Source organism: Vreelandella arctica (genome assembly GCF_037070215.1).
Lineage (GTDB): Bacteria > Pseudomonadota > Gammaproteobacteria > Pseudomonadales > Halomonadaceae > Vreelandella > Vreelandella arctica.
The window spans coordinates 1-20755 of sequence record NZ_JBANSN010000013.1 but is presented as its reverse complement, the minus strand read 5'-3'; the positions used below and the strand labels follow the sequence as shown (position 1 = coordinate 20755).

General features: G+C 53.4%; 21 protein-coding genes. 6 read left to right on the top strand and 15 right to left on the bottom strand.

What is annotated here, in order from left to right; all coding sequences use genetic code 11:
* Positions 1–199: 199 nt before the first annotated feature.
* Positions 200–1756: an alkyl hydroperoxide reductase subunit F gene (gene ahpF, locus V8L70_RS13075; RefSeq protein ID WP_336269570.1), complete on the top strand. Its 1557-nt coding sequence runs from the start codon at positions 200–202 to the stop codon at positions 1754–1756.
* A 109-nt stretch (positions 1757–1865) separates the two neighbouring features.
* On the opposite strand, the gene phaC is transcribed toward ahpF, so the two are convergent.
* From phaC to prmB, 5 genes are all read right to left on the bottom strand, one after another.
* Positions 1866–3773 carry a class I poly(R)-hydroxyalkanoic acid synthase gene (phaC, locus tag V8L70_RS13070; RefSeq protein WP_336269569.1) on the bottom strand — a complete coding sequence of 636 codons (1908 nt, stop codon included), beginning with the start codon at positions 3771–3773 and terminating at the stop codon, positions 1866–1868.
* A gap of 203 nt (positions 3774–3976) precedes the next feature.
* Positions 3977–4387, bottom strand: a complete 411-nt coding sequence (locus V8L70_RS13065; protein WP_035563231.1) for a phasin family protein — start codon at positions 4385–4387, stop codon at positions 3977–3979.
* Positions 4388–4613: 226 nt separating this feature from the next.
* Positions 4614–5021 (bottom strand): hypothetical protein, encoded by a 408-nt coding sequence (locus V8L70_RS13060; protein WP_101147837.1) that lies wholly within the window; start codon positions 5019–5021, stop codon positions 4614–4616.
* A 90-nt stretch (positions 5022–5111) separates the two neighbouring features.
* Positions 5112–6203 (bottom strand): chorismate synthase, encoded by a 1092-nt coding sequence (gene aroC, locus V8L70_RS13055; RefSeq protein ID WP_008959602.1) that lies wholly within the window; start codon positions 6201–6203, stop codon positions 5112–5114.
* Positions 6204–6216: 13 nt separating this feature from the next.
* Complete coding sequence (prmB, locus tag V8L70_RS13050) at positions 6217–7176, bottom strand: 50S ribosomal protein L3 N(5)-glutamine methyltransferase (RefSeq protein ID WP_101147836.1); 960 nt, start codon at positions 7174–7176, stop codon at positions 6217–6219.
* 175 nt (positions 7177–7351) lie between these two features.
* Between prmB and V8L70_RS13045 the strand changes: the two genes are divergently transcribed.
* Positions 7352–7921, top strand: a complete 570-nt coding sequence (locus tag V8L70_RS13045) for a Smr/MutS family protein (RefSeq protein ID WP_008959605.1) — start codon at positions 7352–7354, stop codon at positions 7919–7921.
* A 3-nt stretch (positions 7922–7924) separates the two neighbouring features.
* On the opposite strand, the gene V8L70_RS13040 is transcribed toward V8L70_RS13045, so the two are convergent.
* From V8L70_RS13040 to V8L70_RS13025, 4 genes are all read right to left on the bottom strand, one after another.
* Positions 7925–8950 (bottom strand): patatin-like phospholipase family protein, encoded by a 1026-nt coding sequence (locus V8L70_RS13040; RefSeq protein WP_336269568.1) that lies wholly within the window; start codon positions 8948–8950, stop codon positions 7925–7927.
* A gap of 14 nt (positions 8951–8964) precedes the next feature.
* On the bottom strand, positions 8965–9900 hold the full coding sequence (locus tag V8L70_RS13035) for an alpha/beta fold hydrolase (RefSeq protein ID WP_336269567.1): 936 nt from the start codon (positions 9898–9900) through the stop codon (positions 8965–8967).
* Between the two features lie 220 nt (positions 9901–10120).
* The gene (locus V8L70_RS13030) at positions 10121–12724 is read right to left on the bottom strand and encodes an ABC transporter permease (RefSeq protein ID WP_336269566.1); all 2604 of its coding nucleotides are present in this window, start codon (positions 12722–12724) and stop codon (positions 10121–10123) included.
* On the bottom strand, positions 12721–13509 hold the full coding sequence (locus V8L70_RS13025; protein ID WP_336269565.1) for an ABC transporter ATP-binding protein: 789 nt from the start codon (positions 13507–13509) through the stop codon (positions 12721–12723). Before V8L70_RS13025 ends, V8L70_RS13030 begins: the two co-directional genes overlap by 4 nt.
* Positions 13510–13615: 106 nt before the next feature.
* On the opposite strand from V8L70_RS13025, the gene V8L70_RS13020 reads away from it, so the two are divergent.
* Positions 13616–14314, top strand: coding sequence for an arylesterase (locus V8L70_RS13020; protein WP_336269564.1), 699 nt, complete (start codon positions 13616–13618; stop codon positions 14312–14314).
* A 65-nt stretch (positions 14315–14379) separates the two neighbouring features.
* Here the strand turns inward: V8L70_RS13020 and V8L70_RS13015 are convergent, their stop codons facing one another.
* Genes V8L70_RS13015 through V8L70_RS13005 form a run of 3 tightly spaced genes read right to left on the bottom strand, consistent with a single transcriptional unit; the run spans position 14380 to position 15788 of the window.
* Positions 14380–14631 (bottom strand): hypothetical protein, encoded by a 252-nt coding sequence (locus V8L70_RS13015; RefSeq protein ID WP_101147830.1) that lies wholly within the window; start codon positions 14629–14631, stop codon positions 14380–14382.
* 18 nt (positions 14632–14649) lie between these two features.
* The gene (locus V8L70_RS13010; protein ID WP_336269563.1) at positions 14650–15522 is read right to left on the bottom strand and encodes a DMT family transporter; all 873 of its coding nucleotides are present in this window, start codon (positions 15520–15522) and stop codon (positions 14650–14652) included.
* Positions 15519–15788, bottom strand: coding sequence for an Rdx family protein (locus V8L70_RS13005; protein WP_008959619.1), 270 nt, complete (start codon positions 15786–15788; stop codon positions 15519–15521). Before V8L70_RS13005 ends, V8L70_RS13010 begins: the two co-directional genes overlap by 4 nt.
* Positions 15789–15904: 116 nt before the next feature.
* Here V8L70_RS13005 and V8L70_RS13000 point away from each other — a divergent pair, with 116 nt between their 5' ends.
* The 3 genes from V8L70_RS13000 to V8L70_RS12990 all read left to right on the top strand — a co-directional run bounded on the left by V8L70_RS13000 (position 15905) and on the right by V8L70_RS12990 (position 18239).
* Positions 15905–17218: an MFS transporter gene (locus V8L70_RS13000; protein ID WP_336269562.1), complete on the top strand. Its 1314-nt coding sequence runs from the start codon at positions 15905–15907 to the stop codon at positions 17216–17218.
* Positions 17219–17402: 184 nt separating this feature from the next.
* Positions 17403–17837: a PAS domain S-box protein gene (locus V8L70_RS12995; RefSeq protein ID WP_101147827.1), complete on the top strand. Its 435-nt coding sequence runs from the start codon at positions 17403–17405 to the stop codon at positions 17835–17837.
* 189 nt (positions 17838–18026) lie between these two features.
* Positions 18027–18239, top strand: a complete 213-nt coding sequence (locus V8L70_RS12990) for a PA3496 family putative envelope integrity protein (RefSeq protein WP_008959622.1) — start codon at positions 18027–18029, stop codon at positions 18237–18239.
* 495 nt (positions 18240–18734) lie between these two features.
* On the opposite strand, the gene V8L70_RS12985 is transcribed toward V8L70_RS12990, so the two are convergent.
* The 3 genes from V8L70_RS12985 to V8L70_RS12975 form a co-directional block, all read right to left on the bottom strand.
* On the bottom strand, positions 18735–19403 hold the full coding sequence (locus V8L70_RS12985; RefSeq protein WP_336269561.1) for a DEAD/DEAH box helicase: 669 nt from the start codon (positions 19401–19403) through the stop codon (positions 18735–18737).
* A 417-nt stretch (positions 19404–19820) separates the two neighbouring features.
* Positions 19821–20114 (bottom strand): DEAD/DEAH box helicase family protein, encoded by a 294-nt coding sequence (locus tag V8L70_RS12980; RefSeq protein ID WP_336269560.1) that lies wholly within the window; start codon positions 20112–20114, stop codon positions 19821–19823.
* Positions 20111–20755: hypothetical protein (locus V8L70_RS12975; RefSeq protein ID WP_336269559.1), on the bottom strand; the 645-nt coding region annotated here is incomplete at its 5' end. The genes V8L70_RS12975 and V8L70_RS12980, both read right to left, overlap by 4 nt.

Sequence of the window (20755 nt, the reverse complement as noted above, 5' to 3'; positions counted from 1 at the left end):
TTTTCACGCCCTTGCTCTTTTTTGCTGCGCAAGTGCGTGTATGTTCAACGCCCGGGTTTCGCCCGGGCGTTCTGTTTTAAAGCTGTTATTAAACCTGTTGTTAAAACTGTTTTTTAAAACAGTTTTTTAAAATGTTAATGATTAGCACCGTCACACACGTGTGTTCAATACGTCTGTTATCTGCGAGGAAGCTACTGTCATGCTGGACGCCAATTTAAAATCCCAGTTAAAAGCGTATCTGGAAAAAGTGACTCAGCCGTTCGAGATCGTTGCGTCCCTCGATGACGGTGCCAAGTCACAAGAGTTACTCGGTCTGTTGGAAGATATCAGCAGCCTGAGCGACAAGATTACCCTCCACAGCGATGGTCAGGATGCACGTACGCCATCGTTTGCGATCAACCGCCCCGGTGAAGAGACTGGCGTGGTGTTTGCAGGCATTCCTATGGGCCACGAGTTCACCTCGTTAGTGCTTGCTCTGCTGCACATTGGTGGTCATCCGCCTAAGACGTCTGACGACTTGCTTGATCAGGTTCGAGCATTAGATGGCGAGATGCTTTTCGAGACCTATTACTCGTTGTCGTGCCAGAACTGCCCGGACGTGGTTCAGGCACTCAATTTGATGGCCATCTTCAACCCAAACGTGCGCCACGTCGCTATCGACGGCGCGCTGTTTCAGGATGAAGTCGAGTCTCGCGAAATCATGTCGGTGCCGAGCGTCTATTTGAACGGTAAGCCGTTCGACCAGGGCCGTATGACGCTTGAACAGATTCTGGCCAAGGTTGATACCGGTGCCGCCGAACGCGATGCCAAAAAGCTGAGCGAAAAAGCCGCTTTCGATACGCTCGTCATTGGTGGTGGCCCGGCAGGCGCTGCGGCGGCTATCTACTCGGCGCGCAAAGGCATCAATACCGGTGTTGCCGCTGAGCGCTTCGGTGGTCAGGTGGCGGACACCATGGGCATTGAAAACTTCATTTCGGTGTCACACACCGAAGGCCCGAAAATGGTCAGCGCGCTTGAAGAACATGTCAAAGATTACGAAGTTGACGTCATGAACCTGCAGCTGGCTACTTCCTTTAAAGCCGCCGAGACAGAAGGCGGCCTACACGAAGTATCATTTGAGTCCGGCGCTAAGCTGAAGAGCAAGACGCTAGTACTGGCGACCGGCGCCCGCTGGCGTGAGATGAACGTACCCGGCGAGCAGCAGTATCGCAACAAAGGGGTTGCCTACTGTCCTCACTGTGACGGTCCGTTGTTCAAAGGCAAGCGGGTAGCGGTCATTGGTGGCGGTAACTCAGGTGTTGAAGCGGCGATTGACTTAGCGGGCATTGTCGGCCACGTCACACTGGTAGAGTTTATGGGCGAGATGCGTGCTGATGCGGTGCTGCAGAAGAAGCTCAAGAGCCTGCCTAACGTTGATATCATTCTCAACGCACAATCGACCGAAGTCACCGGTGACGGCAGCCGTGTCAATGGCTTGAACTATAAAGACCGTACGACGGATGAGAGCAAATCCATCACGTTAGAAGGTATTTTTGTTCAGATTGGTTTGGTACCTAACACCGAGTGGTTAAAAGGCTCACCGATCGAAATGACGCCGCGTGGTGAAATCATTGTCGATGCCCATGGCATGACATCCGTACCCGGCGTGTTTGCCGCAGGCGATGTGACCACCGTTCCCTACAAGCAGATCATTATCGCCATGGGCGAAGGTGCGAAAGCATCGCTCGGCGCTTTCGACTACTTGATTCGTAACTGACCGTGACGAAGAAAAGCCCGCTGACATTTTGTCGGCGGGCTTTTCTGTTGGGAAGTACCTTTAACTCGCGACCCGTTACGATACCCACGTACAATCTTTTAGGTATCCATTAAGATTTAGTTGGAATTTCCCCTAGCACCTCTGGAATCGTCATCTTCACATAGCGCCCTGGCGCAGGCTCAATCACTTTGAGTTCTCCATCGCCAGGTTGGCGCGCAGGCACCATCTTTTCGCTATCGGCATAGCCATTATCAGTCATCCAAGACTGCCAGTGGGGCCACCAGGAGCCTTCATGAGGCGTTGCGTTTGCTAGCCACTCTTCATGCGTTTCCGGCAGCGCATCGTTCGTCCAGTAGCCGTACTTGTTTTTATGGGGCGGATTAACAATACCCGCGATATGGCCCGATCCGCCCAATACGAAGGTAACCGGCCCTTTAGGTAACAACGCCCCATAATAGGTACTGTTCCACTTGGCGATGTGGTCCTCTTTGGTGGATACGAAATAGCTGGGCGTGGAGACTTTACGCAGGTCTATTTTCACACCATCCAATTCAATACCGCCAGGCTCAACCAGGCGGTTCTCCAGGTACATATAGCGCAGGTACCAAGCGTGCGTCCCGGCAGGAAGGTTGGTGCCATCGGTGTTCCAGTAAAGCAGGTCAAAGGCGGCGGGCGTTTCGCCCTTTAAATAATTATTGATGTAAAACGACCAAAACAGATCATTTTCACGCAGCAAGTTGAAGGTATAAGCCATTGAACGACCATCAAGATAGCCTTTCAACTGCAGCGTCTGCTCAATGCCTTCTACCACTCGCTCATTAAGAAATACGCCGATATCGCCAGGGTCACGAAAATCCTGCAGCGTCGCCATATAAGTAACCGACTTTACTTTGCGCCCACGCCGCGTGCTGGTGAGGTAGGCCACAGTAGAGGCGGCTAGTGTGCCCCCCACGCAATAGCTGAGTAGATTGACCGACTTCTCACCACAGGCCTGTTCGATGGCTTCCATCGCGCTGATGGGTCCCATCTGCATATAGTCGGCCCAGGTGATATCTCGCTGTTCAGGGCCAGGGTTACGCCAGGAGATCAGAAAGACTGTATGGCCTTGATCCACCAGCCACTTAACCATTGAGTTATCTTCACGTAGATCAAGAATGTAGTACTTATTGATCCACGGCGGCACCATTAGCAACGGCGTTTTAAAAGTTTTTTCCGTGGTGGGGATGTACTGAATCAACTGGATCAATTCGTTTTCGTAGACCACTGCCCCGGGCGTTACGGCGATATTTTCACCCACGCCAAAAGCGCCACGATCCGTCATGCGGACATTGATACCCTCGGCAGAATTCCCCAAATCTTCGCGTAGGCGGGCTAACCCGTCCACCAAGTTCTGGCCACGGGTTTCAAGCGTGCGGCGCATGACTTCAGGGTTGGTGCTCATAAAATTTGTCGGCGCCATCGCGTTGACCAACTGGCGCGCGTAAAACATCAGATTACGCTTTTTGGTTTCGTCTAAACCGCTTAGGCTTTCAACCAGCTCTTCCACCATCTGCGAAAACAGTAGGTACTGCTGCATGATAGCCATATAGTGCGGGTCTTGTGTCCACGCCTCGTCTTTAAAACGGCGGTCATTTTTGGCTGGCGTGATCAACGGAGTGACCTGCTCGCCAGCCATCCCGCGCATGGCTTGCTGCCACAACAACCATTGATCCTGCACCAACCGGGCCTGGGTTTCCCACAGCAGGGTAGGATTCTGCATCAGCGACTGCGCACCCGCTTCAAAGCTTTCGCGCATATCGCTATAAATGGAGTCGGCGGCTTCACTTGGTGCGATACGGGAAAGCAGATCCTGCATCAATCCTTGGTACTGCTCACCGATCTCTTTGAGCTGATTATTCCACTCTTCAAGCTCTGCCTGAGATAACCCTTCAGGTAAGCCCTTGGCTATTTCATCGGCTAGCCCTTGAGAAAGCCCTGATGATAATGCCTGGAACGGATTGTGCCACGCTGACTGCATACTAACTCTCCCTACGCCCTCTCCAGGCGCACCAACCACTTTGACCAAGACCAAGCTGTTATATAGCTGAGTTTTTAATACGATAAAGTTTTTATACGATAAGGCTTCTATATGACAAGGTTTTATCGTTGCAATGTTTTATTTATAGTTGCAGCGTTTTAAATGCATCGCGGCGCCCTAAGGCGCCGCGATGATGTCGTCAATCAGCTTTTGCGCGTTGACTGACTGGAGGCTTTCGCAGGCTGCTCACCTTTCGCAGTAGCCTTGGCTTGGTCGGACATTTGCTGCCCGGCTTCACTGAACATCTTTTCCATCTCAGATTTAAACTGCAGGCTCATTTCGCTCATCACCCGCGCGTCTTCCTGCATCTGCTGGGAAAGTTCGTTCATCATCTCGGCTTGCTTGGTGCCGAAATCACGCAGGCTTTCTGCGTCTTGAATTTCAGTGGCGCTACGAATGCGCTCGGTACCCATCTGGCTGTAGCGCTTCATGGCTTCCAGCTGATACTGGGTCATTTTTTCCATATTGTTGAGCATCAGCGAATTAATTTTTCGCATGGGCTCAAACATCTGCTTAGTTTGGGCGTTAAAGGCGTCCATCATATTGTCTTGCATAGTGTCTGCTCCTGTATCGTTCCTTGGCATGAGCCTTGGAGTGACTCACCGTGATGTAGCTTTGCTGCACTGCAAAAAGAGTAATCTTTGGCATGCTGCATTGCAACAGTGGTGTCATTTCAGTATCACCGTGCAAGCCTGAACCGCTTTGCCATATTACCCTGCCCTACCTCAACAGGTGGAGAACCACCTGTTAAGTTAATGCGCGTTAACTGCTTGCTTCAATCTATGTGCCGCTGCGTTTGGATTCAGAACGGGAACGTGACGATGCCGTTGACTTTGCTTTGCTGGAAGTAGCGCTTTCTGAATTGCTTTTAGAGCTAGCCCCCCCCGACTTCTCATCATCATTGCTGTGGGCCGAAGAAGCGCTGGCGCTGCCCGCTTGCCGCAACATATCGAGCATCATTTGCTGGTAGGTTCCGAAATTAGCTAGCCCTTGAGAAAGCCCCTGCTGCATCATCGGTTGCTGCAGGAAAGGCCGCATTAGGCTCATAGGATCGTAACCTTCCACCCCAGACTCCATCTGCCGTTGAATATTCTCTAGCAGATTTTTCTGGAAAGCTTCGACATCAGGCAGTCCCAGTGATTGGCGAAACTCATCGGGGGTAAGATCAAACTCAACGTTAATCTTCATAGGCGGCTCCTGCACTGTTTTTCATGACGACTGCTCATGCATTTGTTTTGTTTGAGTGTAGCAGCGAACTGCAAACCTCACCGTTATGCGTTAACGCTGAGTTAAACGCGGTGTATCAACGCTGACATCGCCATTCTGACCACGCTGACGCAGCCAGTGATCCAACAGCGTAATCGCCATCATCGCCTCAGCGATAGGCGTTGCGCGGATCCCTACGCAAGGGTCGTGGCGCCCTTTAGTCACCACCTCAACTGCCTGACCATGAATATCGATAGAGCGGCCCGGCGTAGTGATACTGGAAGTGGGCTTCAGCGCTAAGCGCGCTACAATCGGCTGCCCGCTAGAGATGCCACCAAGCACGCCGCCTGCATGGTTGGAAAGAAAACCCTCTGGCGTCATCTCATCACGATGCTCGCTGCCGCGCTGGGCGATACAGCCAAACCCTGCGCCGATCTCAATCCCTTTTACCGCATTGATACTCATCAAAGCATGCGCCAGATCAGCATCCAGGCGGTCAAACACCGGTTCGCCCAGCCCTACCGGTACGCCTTCGGCAATCACGGTAATTTCGGCACCGACCGAATCCTGGTCGCGTCGTAATTGGTCCATATAGGCTTCCAGTTCAGCGACGCGCTCCGGGTCGGGGCAGAAAAACGCATTTTGACCCACCGATTCCCACTGTTTGAACTCAATCTTGATAGGGCCTAACTGGCTCATATAGCCACGAATCTGGACGCCCTGGGCGGCTAGATACTTCTTGGCAATCGCCCCCGCTGCCACGCGCATAGCAGTTTCACGGGCACTGGAGCGCCCGCCCCCACGATAGTCCCGGTGGCCATATTTATGGTGGTAGGTGTAATCCGCGTGGGCTGGCCGAAACTGCTCTTTGATTTTCGAGTAGTCGTTAGAGCGCTGATCGGTGTTCTCAATCAGCAGGCCGATCGAGGTACCGGTGGTTTTGCCTTCAAACACCCCGGAAAGGATGCGCACCTGATCGGGTTCTTTGCGCTGAGTGGTATGCCGCGAACTGCCCGGCCTGCGGCGATCCAGGTCGAGCTGTAAATCGGCTTCGCTTAACGGCAGCCCAGGCGGACAACCATCCACAATAGCGCCGAGCGCTGGTCCGTGGCTCTCACCAAAGGTAGTCACACTGAATAGTTTGCCAAACGTATTGCCAGACATGGCCGTTAATTCCTCACACGAAAGACGCCGCATGGGCGTCGAGTTCAGCGGCGCTCAGAGCAAAAACACCCTGGCCGCCACGCTCGAATTCAAGCCATAGAAAAGCGACATCCGGAAATGCCGCTTCCACATGGCGGTCAGAGTTGCCGACTTCTACAATCAGCCAGCCCTCATCGGTTAAGTGTTCCCGCGCCTCGCGCAAAATACGCCGCACAATATCCAGCCCATCGCTACCGGCTCCCAGGGCGAGCGAAGGCTCGTGGCGAAACTCGGCGGGCATGGTGGCAAGGTCACGGGCATCGACATAAGGCGGATTAGAGACAATCAAATCAAAGCGTCGACCTTCTAAGCCACTGAAGACATCCGACTCTACCGCCCGTACCCGGTCGCCCACATCATGGCGGGTAATATTCTGACGCGCGACGGCCAAGGCCTCCTGACTAATATCGGCAAGCGCCACTTCGCAGGTCGGTAAATAAAGTGCCGTCGCAATGCCGATACAGCCAGAACCGGTGCATAAATCCAGCACACTGGCAGGCGGCTCTTCAGGAAACCAGGCGGCAAAGCCGTCTTCAATCAGCTCGGCAATCGGCGAACGCGGTATCAGTACCCGTTCATCGACACTGAACGGATGGCCGGCAAAAAAGCTCTCGCCCAATAAATAGGGGAGCGGACGGCGGGTGGTAACACGTTCCCGCGCCAGAGTAATAATCCGCTGCCGTTCTACGGGCAGTAGCCGCGCCTCGAGCACACCGGGATCGATGTTCCACGGCAAGTGCAGCGCGCCTAAGCAGAGCGCTACCGCCTCATCCCAGGCAGAATCGGTGCCATGGCCGTAGTGCAGGCCCGCCAGATAAAACTCGCTGGAGACCCAGCGCAGATAGTCGCGTAGGGTAAAGAGCTGGCTCACCAGCAACGACTCCGACAGGGAAAGGGTTGAGTGAGAATGCTCAACGTTTAGATGCGTGGTCACAGCGGCTCCTGATTGACGATAATGATGAATACAGCTGATAAAGCCTTATTCATGCAACGAATAAAAAGATTGTACCTTTCACGCCGCCCGGTTCACAGCAACGCTCAGCCCGCTATACTGTGCCTCTTTATCTGTTTCACCTTTATTTGCCACTTTTTTGCCACCCGAGCCTACCATGACGCGACGCCGCCACCTGCCCGACGATGACGATATCAATGCCTTTCGCGATGCGTTAAAGGCGGCAGGCGTGCGCCGTATCGCGACTAACCAGGCCGACCCTGGCAAACCTAAAATTGACGGCAAGGCCCATGAAGCTAGACGCCATGCGGCTGTTGAAAGCAATACGCCTCAGTCCAGCGGGCGCACCTCTGATGGCCGGGTGGAGGCCGTGCGCCCTTCTGAGTATTTAGAGTTTTGTGTGCCGGATTTACCATGGCGTACTTTTAGCCAACTAAAACGTGGGCAAACGGCGTGGCAAGCGGGACTTGATATGCACGGCTATACGCTGGAAGAGGCGCGTGTGGAGTTGGAGAGTTTTTTGCGCGACGCCGCCAGCCAAGGCTTGCGCTGCGTACTGGTGGTGCATGGCAAAGCGTGGGGCACCACGTCCGACTTTCCTGTACTTAAAAGCCATACTAATGCTTGGCTACGTGAGTGGCCGGGCGTACTGGCTTTCTGCTCCGCTATCGATATCGATGGTGGCACCGGGGCGGTATATATCTTGCTGCGGAAGCGGGGTCAGTAGCCGTTACTCGGTCGCGTCGGATGCGATGCTCGGCATGCGCCGCTCCAGTGCTTCATCAGCCAGATGCCGGCCCAGGCGAATCAAATCCTTGCCGCGGTGGAATTCATAGGTACTGCAGACTGTTTTGGGTATTTCGATCAGCACGTCGGGCGGGTAGCCCGCCACCTTGTACTTGGCCAGCGCCGCCTGGGTAATATCAAACGACTCCAGAATCATATCGAGCTTGCTCCACTCCCGCTTGCCACGGGCTTCAGTGGTCTCCTCCAGCTCTTCGCCCTCTCCGGCTGCCCCCTCCCCATTAGCGCCCAGCCCCGCCCACAGTTTTCGCGTAGCGGCGCGCACATCCCCCATCCAGTTACCCATGTTTTGATCGCGCTCAATCTCTTTTTTGCTACGGCTATCGGTCGCCTCCTCTTCCTTAGGCAGCAACTCCTCCATGGTGACTGGCAGCGGGCTATGCGCGGTCACGTTGACTGCCACCACAAAATCCGCTTGATGAGCCGCTACCACAGGCATAATCGGCAGCGGATTGAGCAACCCGCCATCCACCAACACCTGATCACCCAAATGCACTGGCGTTATTACTCCCGGCACGGCAATTGAGGCGCGAATCGCTTGCAATAAGGGGCCATTTTGAAACCACACTTCCCGCTGGCGAACCAGATCCGTTGCCACCGTTGTCACTGGAATCGCGAGGTTTTCAATTAATATATCGCCCACCAGCGCTTCCAGCTTGCTCATGATCTTGCTGGCACGCATCGCACCCATGGGGCTCCAGGTCACGTCGACCAGTTTAAGTACATCCAGGTAGTCAAGGTTGCACACCCAATCGCGGTATTCAGGCAGCTTGCCTGCCGCGTAAATACCACCGATCAGCGCGCCCATCGAGCATCCTGATACGGCGATGATGTCAAAGCCCCGCGCCTCAAGTGCTTCAATCACCCCAATGTGCGCATAGCCGCGCGCACCGCCGCTGCCCAACACCAGAGCGACCTTGTTCCCACTACTGACATGCACCAATTCGTTCATACTGCCATCCATCGCTAGGCCTTATCGCTCTTAACCCTGTCGCTCATAACCCAATGAGCGCTGATTACTGCAGAGACTTGCGCTACGGCGCGGGGCTCCAGATGCAAATGATGGCCACCATTAAGCACGTGGCGGGTCAATTCCTTGACTGCTTGCCGCGCCTGAACCGCCCAGGCACGTTCACACAGAATCCCCTGCTCACCTTCAACCAATAGCACTGGAGCGCTAATTTCCGCCAGCAATGACAACACCTGTTCGGGTGTGAAGCGCACCAATGAAGGCTTCAGCAAGCGACTGTCGGTGCGCATTTGCACATGACCATCGGCGGTGGGCTGGGTGTTGCGCTCCACTAGCGGTGTGGCCGTAATGGTATCCACCGGCGTGACACCTCCGGCAACACGTGCAGCGATGGCACTCTCGATATCCGGGTAGCGCGGCGCGCGGGAAAGTGGCCGACGGTGGGCTATCAATCCTTTGCGCAGTTGGCTGGCGGTCTCTTCAATGGGCATATTGAGCGCCCCCAGCCCGTCAATCAACGTTAGCCGCTCAACGCGCTCCGGCATCGCAGCAGCAAGCAGGCAGGCCACTGCGGCGCCCATGGAGTGGGCCAACACGCTAACTTGGTTAAGGCCGAGGTCTTCCATGGCATCCAAAACATCATGGCAGTAGCCCCATAGCGCGTAGTCAAAAAAGGCATCGTCACTGCCTTGTGGTAAGTGCGCCGACTGGCCATGACCACGAAAATCCAGCGCTACTATGCGAATACCGAGCTTTTCCACCAGCAGGGGAGCTAAGCGTGAAAAGCTGGCCGCATTATCCAGCCAGCCGTGCAGAGCCAGCCAAACCGGGGCATCAGCGCGCCCCCAACTAAGGGCGGCCAGGCGACCCTGGGCAAGAGAAAGCGGCTGCGGCGCAACGCTGCGTGCAGCCGTAGTTTCGGTGTGGGGCATAATCAACCATCCTGAACAAACGGCAACGTCATAAGGCAAGCAAGATGACGACGTAAGCGACAAACGTTACCATGCCCGGCGTAATGCTTCCGCCTCTTTTACCTCCACCCGCATTTGGTGCCATTATGAAACCACACCGCGATACCCGCGCTCGTAATCTGGTCTTTTTTGTTGCTGTCATCAGCGCCCTGGTGGTCGGTTTCTGGCTCGCAAAATAGGCTCAAGCCTCACCGAGTAGCCCCAGGCTGGCCGCTGGCGCTTGGCGACGTAATCCCCGCGAGAGTGCATGACCTATCACGCCAATCAGCACAGCACCGCCAATGGGGAGGAAAATCCATAGTCCCAGATGAAGGCGCGGGGTTAGATCCAACAAAAAGATGTACAGCGCAGCCGTGGTTAGTTCGGCCAGCACCGCGCCCATCAACCCACTGGCCAAGCCCAGCAACGCGTATTCAGCGCCCTGCACCCTTGAAATCATTTTACTGCCTGCGCCAAATACGCGTAATAGGCCGCTTTCATGGGCACGCACCGGTAAGCTTGCGGTCAGTGCGGCATACAGTACGCTTACCCCAGCCAACAGGACCAATGCGAGGACTAACTCCACCGCCCGTGTAACCTGGCCGAGTACATCCCGCACCTGGCCCAAAATGGCATCAACATTCAGCAAGGAAACCCCCGGGAATTCGGTAATAAGCTCCCGGATCAACCCCTGCTCCGCTTCAGGCAGATGAAAGGCGGTAATGTAGCTATGCCCAAACTGTTCCAGCACGCCTGGCGGAAAAATGACGAAGAAATTAGGCTGAAAACTATCCCAATTCAGGCTGCGCAGGCTGGTAATTTGGGTGGTGATTTCATCGCTACCCACCGAGAAGGTCACCTCATCACCGATGCTTAAGCCAAGCCTTTCAGCGAGCCCATCCTCCATGGAGATGGGCACTGGCGCCGCTTGCTGCGTTGCCTCAACGGCGCTCATCCAGCCTTGGCCTTCACTGCCCTCTTCATTACCCTCCTCACTGTTAGCGTCGCCTCCCAACTGGGCTGGCGAGAACCACTCACCGGCCACCACAGCATTGCCTTCGGGCACTTCAGATTGCCACGTCAGATTGAGCTCCCGGCGCAGCGAGTTATCACCGCGGGCATCAGGCGGCACGGCATCTCTGGGTGCCTGGTCATTAATCGCAATCACTCGCCCACGCACCATGGGGTAGAGAGTGCTTTGGGTTTCCACCCTTGGAGAGACTGCCGCCTCGAAAGGATCGCGTTCGGAAGGCTGGATATTGATGGCAAAGTAGTTAGGGGTATCGTCAGGCAATTGATCCTGCCAAGTGCTAAGCAGATCTCCCCGCACCAGTACAATCATCGCCATGGCAAAGAAGGTCACAGAAAAGGCCAATAACTGGCCTAGGCCCGCTTGGCGACGCCGTGCTAGCTGGCGGCCGCCTAAGCGGAGCGCCTGAGACCACTCACTACGCCCGGAAAATCGCTGTACAACGCGCAACAAGCCGCTAAGCAGCAGCGCACTAATCATCCACAGCACACCGAGCAGAGCCGCCCCACCAATCAACAGCGCAATCGCCAGCGGCAGGCTACCCGAGTAGAGCCACAGCAGCCCGCCAAACACTAGGCTTGCCACGCCCACCACGAGCCAGGCCGAAGGCGGCAGCGGATCTAATTCGCGACGCAGCACTTTTAATGCGCTCACTCGTTTGATACGCAGCAGGGTTGGCCCAGCAAACCCCACCAGCACGGCAAGAGCCGTAAATACGCCTAATCCCAACGGCATAAGACCCGGCGGCGGTAGCGTCATGGGTAAGAAACTCACCAACAGCCAGATAAGAACCGCTTGGCCAATCAGCCCAAGCAGCGCCCCAATCACTGCGGCTACCAGCGCCAAACCTATTAGCTGAAGCGAAAAAATCGTCACTAGTTGCCGCTGGCTGGCGCCAAAGCAGCGCAACAGTGCGGCGGTATCCAGGTGGCGCTCCACATAACGGCGAGTCGACATCGCCACTGCCACGCCCGCCAACAGTACCGCTGCTAAACCGGCCAGCCCCAGATAGCTCTCTGCACGCTGCAAGGCATTGCCAAGTTGGGGGCGATCAACGCGGACATCCCGCACCTCTACTCCATCGCGGCGTAGCTCAGTAAGCAGGCCTTGCACTTGTTCAAGCGCTTCCGGCGGGCCTGCTGCCAGGATTTCAAACTCAATCCGCGAGCCTTCTTGAACCAGGCCGGTGGCTTCGACATCGGCGGTATTGATCATCAAACGTGGATTAAAATTACTGAAACCGCCGGACTGGTCCGCTTCGCGTTCAATGATCCCTGTTATCTCAAGTTCGGTCTGGCCCACTTGGACCCGGTCCCCCAGTCCTATCTCAACCAGCTCTATCAAGCGTGGGTCAGCCCATGCTTCACCAGGGGCTGGACCAGACGCTATTTGTTCGGTGCCATTGCCAAAGTCGACGGAAGAGGCGCCGTAATGAGGGTAGAACTCATCCACGGCTTTTATGCTAGCCGGTTGAAAACGTCCATCGCGGCTAATCATTGATACCAGATCGACTTGGTCACTCAGTACGAAACCTGCATTTTCAAGGCGTTCTCGCAGCTCCTCTGAAAACGGATCACGCTGCTCTAGCACTAGATCGCCGCCCAGCATCTGGCCCGCCTGGCGCTCTAGGCCGCGCTCTAGGCGATCAAGGAAAAACGCAATCATGGTGGAAGCTGCGACCGCCAATACCAGGGCGATAAACAGCGCACGTACATCGGCGGCTCGCAGGTCTCGCCTGAGGCTGCGCATGGCCAAGCGCCAATTCACATCACTCATTGCGTGCCCTCGTCAATCGGAGCCGCGGTGGGTACAAACGCTTCTAATTTTCCATGATCTAATCGTAGGCAGCGATCACAGCGGCGCGCCAGAGCATGGTCGTGAGTCACTAAAATCAGCGTGGTGCCTGCCTCACGGTTTAAGGTGAAAAGCAGATCAATGATTTGCGCGCCGGTGTCAGGGTCCAAATTACCGGTGGGCTCATCGGCAAAGACTAGCTCGGGGTCGGTAACAAAGGCACGGGCGACGGCAACGCGCTGTTGCTCGCCACCGGAAAGTTGTTTGGGTAAGTGATTGACTCGCTCGCCAAGCCCAACACGCTCCAACCACTGAGCAGCGGTTTGGGTCTCCCCTGCACGCGGTGAGAGTTCGAGGGGTAGCATGACGTTCTCAAGCGCGCTCAAGGTGGGCAGCAGTTGGAAGTTCTGGAACACAAAGCCCACTCGCCCAGCGCGTAGCGCAGCTCGCCCATCTTCATCCAAGCGGCTCAGCGCATGGCCGAAGAGTGTTAGCTCACCGTCGCTTGGGGTATCAAGGCCAGCCAGTAGCCCTAGTAGGGTTGATTTTCCCGCACCGCTCTTGCCTAGAATCGCCACACTTTCACCTGCCGCCACGCTTAGCGATAGGTCGTGTAAGATAGTTAGTGAGCGTTCACCGCTCGTCACTTTTTTAGACAGCTTGTCGGCATGCAGAACAGGATGCCTAACGGCGCCTTGTGGAACATCGCTTAACACTTGGTTGTCGTTATCAGGCTGGCGTTCACTGCGGGGTGACTCGCTCGACATTGATAGTTCCGTAGCAGTATCTGCAGTTTTATCTGAGGAGCTTTGATTTGAAGAGCCTGAGTTTGAAGGGCTTTGATCTGAAGGGTTTTGATTTAAGGAGTAAGACATGAAGCGTGGCATCCCTGTGGCATGGCATGGACTGAACCGCATGGTAACCGGATGGCTGGTGTTGCTGATAGTCACCTTTGCCTCGGTGCCTATCAACGCAGCGCCTACCAATACCGAACAGTCACCCAGCCTATTAGTGATGGGCGATAGTTTAAGCGCCGCCTACGGTATTGAGCGTGAGGAGGGTTGGGTGAGCCTGCTGGCAGAGCGTTTAGAAGGCGAAGTGAACGTCATTAACGCCAGCATTAGCGGTGAAACCACATCCGGAGGTCTACAACGATTCTCTGATATTCTCGGACAGCAGCAGCCGGATATTGTTCTACTGGAATTAGGCGGCAATGACGGTTTGCGCGGTCTGGCACCCAATCAAATGCAGGCGAACTTAGCCAGCATGATTGAGCAGAGCCAAAAGGCAGGAGCACAAGTACTGCTACTAGGGATCGATATACCGCCCAACTATGGCCAAGCGTACCGGGACGCCTTTACCGGGGTTTTCCTCTCGTTGTCTGAAGAGTACGACATTTCTCTAGTGCCTTTCTTACTGAAGGATATCGCCCTAAACGACGCGCTAATGCAAAGTGACGGCATTCACCCTACCGCCGATGCGCAGCCGATTATCCTCGACAATGTGTGGCCCGAGCTTGAGCCGCTGATTGAGCCATTATTAGAGACAACGCATCAGGCAGCGGTTAATTAGGGTTAACAAAAAACTGTTTATCTACTTTATCGACGGGTGGATAAACAGCCATTTTGAAATAAACGTTAGCGCATAGCTTCTGCCATATGGGCAAACATCAGCAGTGTTGCTGAAAAATAGTCGTCTTGTTTTTGAGGTGCTGGGCTAGGTAGCGTTTCACCACTAACATAAGCTCTAGTTGCATCCACTCCACGTGAAATCGGGTATTCAGCGCGCTCACCATTTACCACATCAACCCAATCGGTTGGCAATAAATAAATCACTATCGGTTGCGCTATTTCGGTCGCGCACTGCTGGTTTATCGCGAGAGTCTTCACTTACCGAGTAATCATTGGCTAGCTACTCTTTTGTGCTTGCTGAAGCCCTAATCCCAGCAAAATGAGCACCAATCCGACCAGGGTTGAAGGCAAAATTGGCTCTCCTACCACGAGATAAAGCAAAAACAGCGACACAGGCGGTGAAAGAAAAATCAGGTTGGAGACTTTGGCGGTGCGCGACACTTGGTGTACCGCCAGCTGCCACAAAATAAACGCCACACCCATTTCAAACAGGCCTACATAAACGCCCGCCCCAAACGCTGGCCAACCATGCCACTGCATACCTGGGCCAAGCAGTAACAAAACCGTCAGCACAGGCAGACCCACACTGAAGTTTTGCCATTGGCCTACCAGAGGCTGTCGCTTATCGCGTGCATTGAGCAGCCAATAAAGTGCCCACAGCAGCGTCGAAGCGAGCGCCAGTACAACCCCTAATGGATCGGCGAAAGAGACATTGAAAACCGAGCCACGTGTAGCGATCACCCAAACGCCTGCGTAAGCGACGAACCCAGCAACGATATCTATTCGAGTCAAGCGTTGACCAAGCAAAGGCACCGCTAAAAACGCCATCGCTAACGCCCAGGTATAATTCAGCGCCATGGCTTCTTGTCCTGGGAGTCGGTCATAGGCGGCGAACAGCACTAAATAATAAGCCACGGGATTCATCAATCCCGCCCACGCAGCTGTTTTCCAACCACTGCATAGCGCCGTGGGCAAATTTCCCTGCTTGATGACTAGCGCTCCCATTAATGCCCAGGAAACGAATGCCGCTAGCCACATCAATTCCAAAGGGCTCATCCATGCGAGTGCTACTTTGAAAGCCGTTGCCACTGTCGACCAAAGCGCTACCGCCCCCAGGCCATAGAGGACGGCTTGCTTATCCTGACTCATCGGTCGATATGCCCTAAATCTCGCTCTGGATCCAATTGATCTCGCACGCGTTGCTTGAGAAGTTTTATATCGGGAAAGCCGCCATCACGCTTACGCTCCCAGAGCAGTAGTTCATCACACCATATCTCGAAAGTGCCGCCATGAGAGGGTGATAGCGCGACCTCAGTCAGTTGCTCACCAAAGGTCGATAGCAGTTCTTGGGCATACCAAGCGCTACGCAATAGCCACTGACATTGAGTGCAGTAGCGGATTTGAATGCGTGACATTGAGAGTTCCTTATCGGTAAATTCCTTTGCAGGATACTATGTAATTCTCAGCATCTATTTGGTCGTTCTCAGAAAACATTTTGTCATCTTAAATTAGCAATCGCCAAGGAACCGTCATGGCTCAACCGGATGTTTCACAGTCTCGCCTTTATGAGTGGCTAACAGGCGATGAAGATAGCCGCATGTGTGATGACATACCTGATAGTGCTTGCAACGAACAGCCACGCAATTTTTTCCTACACTTATGGGCTTCTTTAGGCAATAAGTTGGCTGACGAGTTATCTAGCGCACGCTTAGTTTTGCCGTGGCTGATGGGCATTATTGGGGCACCGGTGTGGATGGTAGGCTTGCTAGTGCCCATCCGTGAGGCGGGTGCGCTACTGCCACAAATTTTTGTGGCGGGTTTTATCCGCTTAAAACCCAAAAGGAAATGGGTATGGGTAACAGGTGCACTGATTCAGGCACTAGCCGCATTAGTGCTGGCCCTACTTGCGTTGTTCGCCACCGGCTCTTTGGGCGGTGCATTAGTGTTAGCCGCGCTCGTGCTGCTTTCGCTGGCACGGGGCTTATCCTCTATCGCGACCAAAGACGTGCTGGGTAAGACTATTTCCAAACGCCGCCGCGGCACGTTGATGGGCTGGAGCGGCAGCTTTGCCGGTGGCGCTACGCTGGCGGCGGGCGCTGTACTCATGCTGTTCGACAATCGCCCCGGCAATGTCATCGTGGCGCTCTTACTCGCAGTCGCCGCTAGCGGCTGGCTAATGAATGCCTTAGCCGCAGCCCGTATTAAAGAAGCTCCTGGCGCCGTTGAAGGCGGAGAAAACGGCTGGGACAGTATTAAGCTAGGTCTGTCGCTGCTAAAAAATGATCGCACTTTTCTACACTTCAACCTTGCCAGGGCATTACTGCTATCAAGTGCACTCGCCTTGCCTTACATCGCTCTGTTGGGGCAGAACCAAAGTGGCACCGACCTCGGTGGCCTGGGTATTTTGATTGTGGTATCCGGGCTTGCAGCGATGGTGGCAAGCCCGGTCTGGGGCAAGCGCGCCGACCAATCGAGCCGCAGCGTTATGCGCGATGCAGCGGTAGGTACGGCTATTTGCTGTTTATTAGCCGCCAGCGTGGTCTGGCTGCCAGGCGGGTGGGCACAAAGTATTTGGCCCTATGCGGTGGTTTACGCGCTCTTAGTGATTATTCACCATGGCGTACGCTTGGGGCGAAAAACCTACCTCATTGATATGGCGAGTCAAGATAATCGGGCGCTTTACGTTGCGCTCTCTAATACGCTAACAGGCGTATTAATGCTTTTGGTAGGCGGCATTATTGGCGCTCTTGCACAATGGTTTGGTAGCACCATACTACTGCTAATACTTGCTGCAACCGCTGTGGGGGCTGTATTGAGCGCCCACCAATTACCCGAGGTCGAATGAGACGGTGCGCGTACACGATTGCAATGCGTGACAACGCTCGCCATGATAGAGCCAGATAGCAGCGGTAGATTGGAGCCCTTGCTATGCTGCTGATAATAAATGATTTGAAATCCTGCCCGTTCACAGGCAAAAAAAAGCCACTTTGAACGGCGGGAAGGATTGGAGCTGCAACAGGAACCCCTTGATGAAACGATCTCCATTGATCAGTCCAGAGCTGCTCGAACGCATAATTGACGCCTCGGAAGACGGTATTGTTGTTGCTGAACAGGAAGGCGATGAAAATATCCTCATCTACGTCAATAAAGGCTTTGAGCGCTTAACGGGCTATAGCGCGGATGAAATTCTGTATCGCGACTGTCGTTTTTTACAGAACGAAGACCGCGACCAGGATGCCCTGGTCTCTATCCGAGACGCGCTTAAAAATGGCAGCCCTTCTCGCGAAGTACTGCGTAATTACCGTAAAGACGGCACCATGTTTTGGAATGAATTATCCATTACACCGGTCTACGACGAAGCAGACGAGCTGATGTATTACATTGGCGTACAAAAAGACGTAACGGAACGTGTAGAGGCCCAGCTTGCGCTTGTGGAGTTACAAAAACAGCGAGATAACCGCTAATTATTAACTTTCTCACTAAAAAAACCGATCAATGCTTGAACTTCATCCCTACTGGCGTTATATAGCCGCAAGGCGCTTAATTTGCGCTAGGCGCTTCACTTTGCAATCCACACATGCTTTTTGATCCGTATGTGCTAATAAGTGGAGCCGTTGTTACGCCGGCACGCCGGCTGGGTTGGAGGACATCACATGAGCCGTGATCCCCTAAATCGTGAAACGTTTACCAGTGAAGCAATCGACTCAGACGAGTTCGAAAGTTTAGACGCCGTTAATGATGACCATTACGGTAAAAGCAAGCCTAGCAAAGCAGACAGCTTACGCGCACGACGCCAAGTAGAAGCATGGCTAGAAGAGCGTCGACTTCAGCGAGCCATAGAAGACGACTGGGACGAAGAAGAGTAAGCGTTGAATAGCTTGGCCTTCTCAGCCAATGAGTGGGCCTGGCTAGCCGCGCACCTTAAGCAGCCTAGCCTTTCCTGGCGCAGACCACTATCATCACTCCTTAGCCAGTAGCCTGCTGCTGTCGCTTTTTTCTATCAACAACCTAACGGATCTCCATGGCGCAATACTCTAATCTATCCCATAACTTTTCCGTTAACTTTGGTACATGGGAGGCTGGAATGCCCTACAACAAGGAGTTTCAGGACTCCTTACACAGCAAATCCTGCTCAACATCTATAAAAAATTGGAATTTTAGTTAAATTCTCTGTTCTTGAGACGAATATAGGCCCCAAAACTTAACTTTTTAGTCACTCCATAAATTGTCAGTGCAGCAATTCGTCGATACGTTAAGGGGCATTTTCACGCGAATGGGATTGGAGTCACTTCCGCTTGTTTGAGGCAGCTTTGTCCATGCCCATTGCACTAGGTGGAAATGGTATATGAGGATAGATGTGATTACATCAGCGACAAGAGGTACTGCCGGTAGTATTGAGAAAAGCTGAGAGTTAGCAGGGAGGTCTCGGCTATGTGCAGCTCTTCCTTGCCGGTAGGCTCTGTCGTGGAAAGCGAATTATCTTCATTTTGTATCATGCTATCTGTATCGCCATTGGCTTGCTTGTCGTGTGATTTAATTACGCGGTCATGTATCTTTTTTTCCTGTAGCGACGACAAATCTTCCGGAAGATCATTAGCAATTCTTTGTGAGTATTTTCTTAGGGTAGGTTCAGCGATCACGTAAAGCCACGCCTCTCTGTCATCATTGCCCATCTTTCTTAAGATGCGACCAAGAACCTGCCTGTAGTGAAGCTCGGTACGAATGCGACTGAGGTAACAGCAAACTGAAAGACGCTGTATATCTGTGCCTTCAGAAATCATGCTAACCGCTACAATCCAGCAGGTGGTGTCATTTCTAAACCGGTCGATTAGTTGCTGAGCCCGAGGTGCTTTACTGGTGACCACGACATAGCTTTGATGCTTAGCATTCAGTATTCCAGCAATTTGGTGGGCATGCTCAATATCCGTTGCCACCACTAGCCCCCCAGCTTGAGGGGTCTTATGTCGGGTTTCACTCAGCTGCTGAATACCTATATCCAGCACAGCATGGAGGATGTCGTCATGGCGCAACAGGTTTTCGTAGCTAACGGGTGACTCACTGAGTAGTTGAGAGAAGCATGAAAACCCTCGAACAGACTCATTGTTTTCTTTTTCCTCGACGAGCCTGATTAAAGGGTTATCGATCAGCGTAATCCGTGGGGCTCTGCAAACGCCCTCATTCACAGCACTTTGTAGGTCATAACGATAGTCACAGATCAGCTGCCCTTCTGGATCAGAGTACCGTGCCAACGCGATAGGAAGGTCATCAGAACGCCAAGGGGTTCCTGACAAGCCGAGGGTATAAGTAGCTTGATCCTGGATATTCCGAATAATCTGCTGCCCCCATGTGTTACTAAGGAGAGGATCATGACCTGCGCAGTGATGAATTTCGTCGAAGATAGCTAATACGCGGAATTTTTTAAAAATATCCCAAAATTCTTCCTGTTGTTATTCCATGGACTGGTAAGTATAAGCGGCTCCTGCGGATGCAATGACGTTTCCAAAACGCTGATCTAAAACAGCAGAAAACGTGCGCTGCATACCTGCAACCACTTCCCGCGTAGGGGCAAAGCAGATAACGAAGTCGATAAGCTGTTCTTCAAGCATCCACTTGGCCAATTCGGCAGCAAGACGCGTTTTCCCGCTACCCGGGGTTGCCTGAACGAAATAATCACGGTGGCTCTGATAGTGTGCTTTGGCCTTGTCTAAACAGTCCGCTTGCCACTTCCGCAATACAATCATGAGCCACTGAGGCGGCTTATGGCCTTTTCTAAAGCGCTGACATGGCCTAAAAGACGTGAGCTACGCTCGTGAGCACTGCGGTAGTCAATTGAAAGGCTATTATTAAGCTCCGGATGATCCTTCATAAGCTGCTGGAAGGCCTCCACTTCCCCTAAAGATTCCAAAAACCGACTTTGAGCCTCATTTAACTTTTTTTCCAATACCGTGTAGCTATCGGCAGGCGCCTTCAGTGCTTGCCTGTTCTCTTCGCTATTTGACTGGCTCGCATCATTGATGACTGGCTCTTTCGGTGTTTGAGGGTGAGTACGTTGTAGCCATGAGACAAAGTCATCTTCATCAGCATCAAGATCAGCTTCTATCATCATAGAGCTTACATGGTACTTCTGGCCGCGGCTCTTTATCTCACTGTCCTTCTCTACAAATTGGGCCTTAATTAACTTTCTGACGCGCTCATAAATAAAGCGACGCAGTGGCGCTTTATGCACTGGATTTACGTCGTATTGCTCAATGTACTGATCCCGTGCGTATTCCGCCCTATCGTGACCGCCCATTCCGTTTGAACGTGACCGTCTGTTCTGGATGATGGTGACCGCGCATTCCGTTTTATCGTGACCGATTTTGGGCAGTTTTCCGGAATCGCC

Bases quoted from the DNA above. Each gene is read 5' to 3' on its own strand.
- ahpF (WP_336269570.1), top strand. From the start codon at position 200: ATGCTGGACGCCAATTTAAAATCCCAGTTAAAAGCGTATCTGGAAAAA.
- phaC (WP_336269569.1), bottom strand. From the start codon at position 3,773: ATGCAGTCAGCGTGGCACAATCCGTTCCAGGCATTATCATCAGGGCTT.
- V8L70_RS13065 (WP_035563231.1), bottom strand. From the start codon at position 4,387: ATGCAAGACAATATGATGGACGCCTTTAACGCCCAAACTAAGCAGATG.
- V8L70_RS13060 (WP_101147837.1), bottom strand. From the start codon at position 5,021: ATGAAGATTAACGTTGAGTTTGATCTTACCCCCGATGAGTTTCGCCAA.
- aroC (WP_008959602.1), bottom strand. From the start codon at position 6,203: ATGTCTGGCAATACGTTTGGCAAACTATTCAGTGTGACTACCTTTGGT.
- V8L70_RS13045 (WP_008959605.1), top strand. From the start codon at position 7,352: ATGACGCGACGCCGCCACCTGCCCGACGATGACGATATCAATGCCTTT.
- V8L70_RS13040 (WP_336269568.1), bottom strand. From the start codon at position 8,950: ATGAACGAATTGGTGCATGTCAGTAGTGGGAACAAGGTCGCTCTGGTG.
- V8L70_RS13035 (WP_336269567.1), bottom strand. From the start codon at position 9,900: ATGCCCCACACCGAAACTACGGCTGCACGCAGCGTTGCGCCGCAGCCG.
- V8L70_RS13030 (WP_336269566.1), bottom strand. From the start codon at position 12,724: ATGAGTGATGTGAATTGGCGCTTGGCCATGCGCAGCCTCAGGCGAGAC.
- V8L70_RS13025 (WP_336269565.1), bottom strand. From the start codon at position 13,509: ATGTCGAGCGAGTCACCCCGCAGTGAACGCCAGCCTGATAACGACAAC.
- V8L70_RS13020 (WP_336269564.1), top strand. From the start codon at position 13,616: ATGAAGCGTGGCATCCCTGTGGCATGGCATGGACTGAACCGCATGGTA.
- V8L70_RS13010 (WP_336269563.1), bottom strand. From the start codon at position 15,522: ATGAGTCAGGATAAGCAAGCCGTCCTCTATGGCCTGGGGGCGGTAGCG.
- V8L70_RS13005 (WP_008959619.1), bottom strand. From the start codon at position 15,788: ATGTCACGCATTCAAATCCGCTACTGCACTCAATGTCAGTGGCTATTG.
- V8L70_RS13000 (WP_336269562.1), top strand. From the start codon at position 15,905: ATGGCTCAACCGGATGTTTCACAGTCTCGCCTTTATGAGTGGCTAACA.
- V8L70_RS12995 (WP_101147827.1), top strand. From the start codon at position 17,403: ATGAAACGATCTCCATTGATCAGTCCAGAGCTGCTCGAACGCATAATT.
- V8L70_RS12990 (WP_008959622.1), top strand. From the start codon at position 18,027: ATGAGCCGTGATCCCCTAAATCGTGAAACGTTTACCAGTGAAGCAATC.
- V8L70_RS12980 (WP_336269560.1), bottom strand. From the start codon at position 20,114: ATGATTGTATTGCGGAAGTGGCAAGCGGACTGTTTAGACAAGGCCAAA.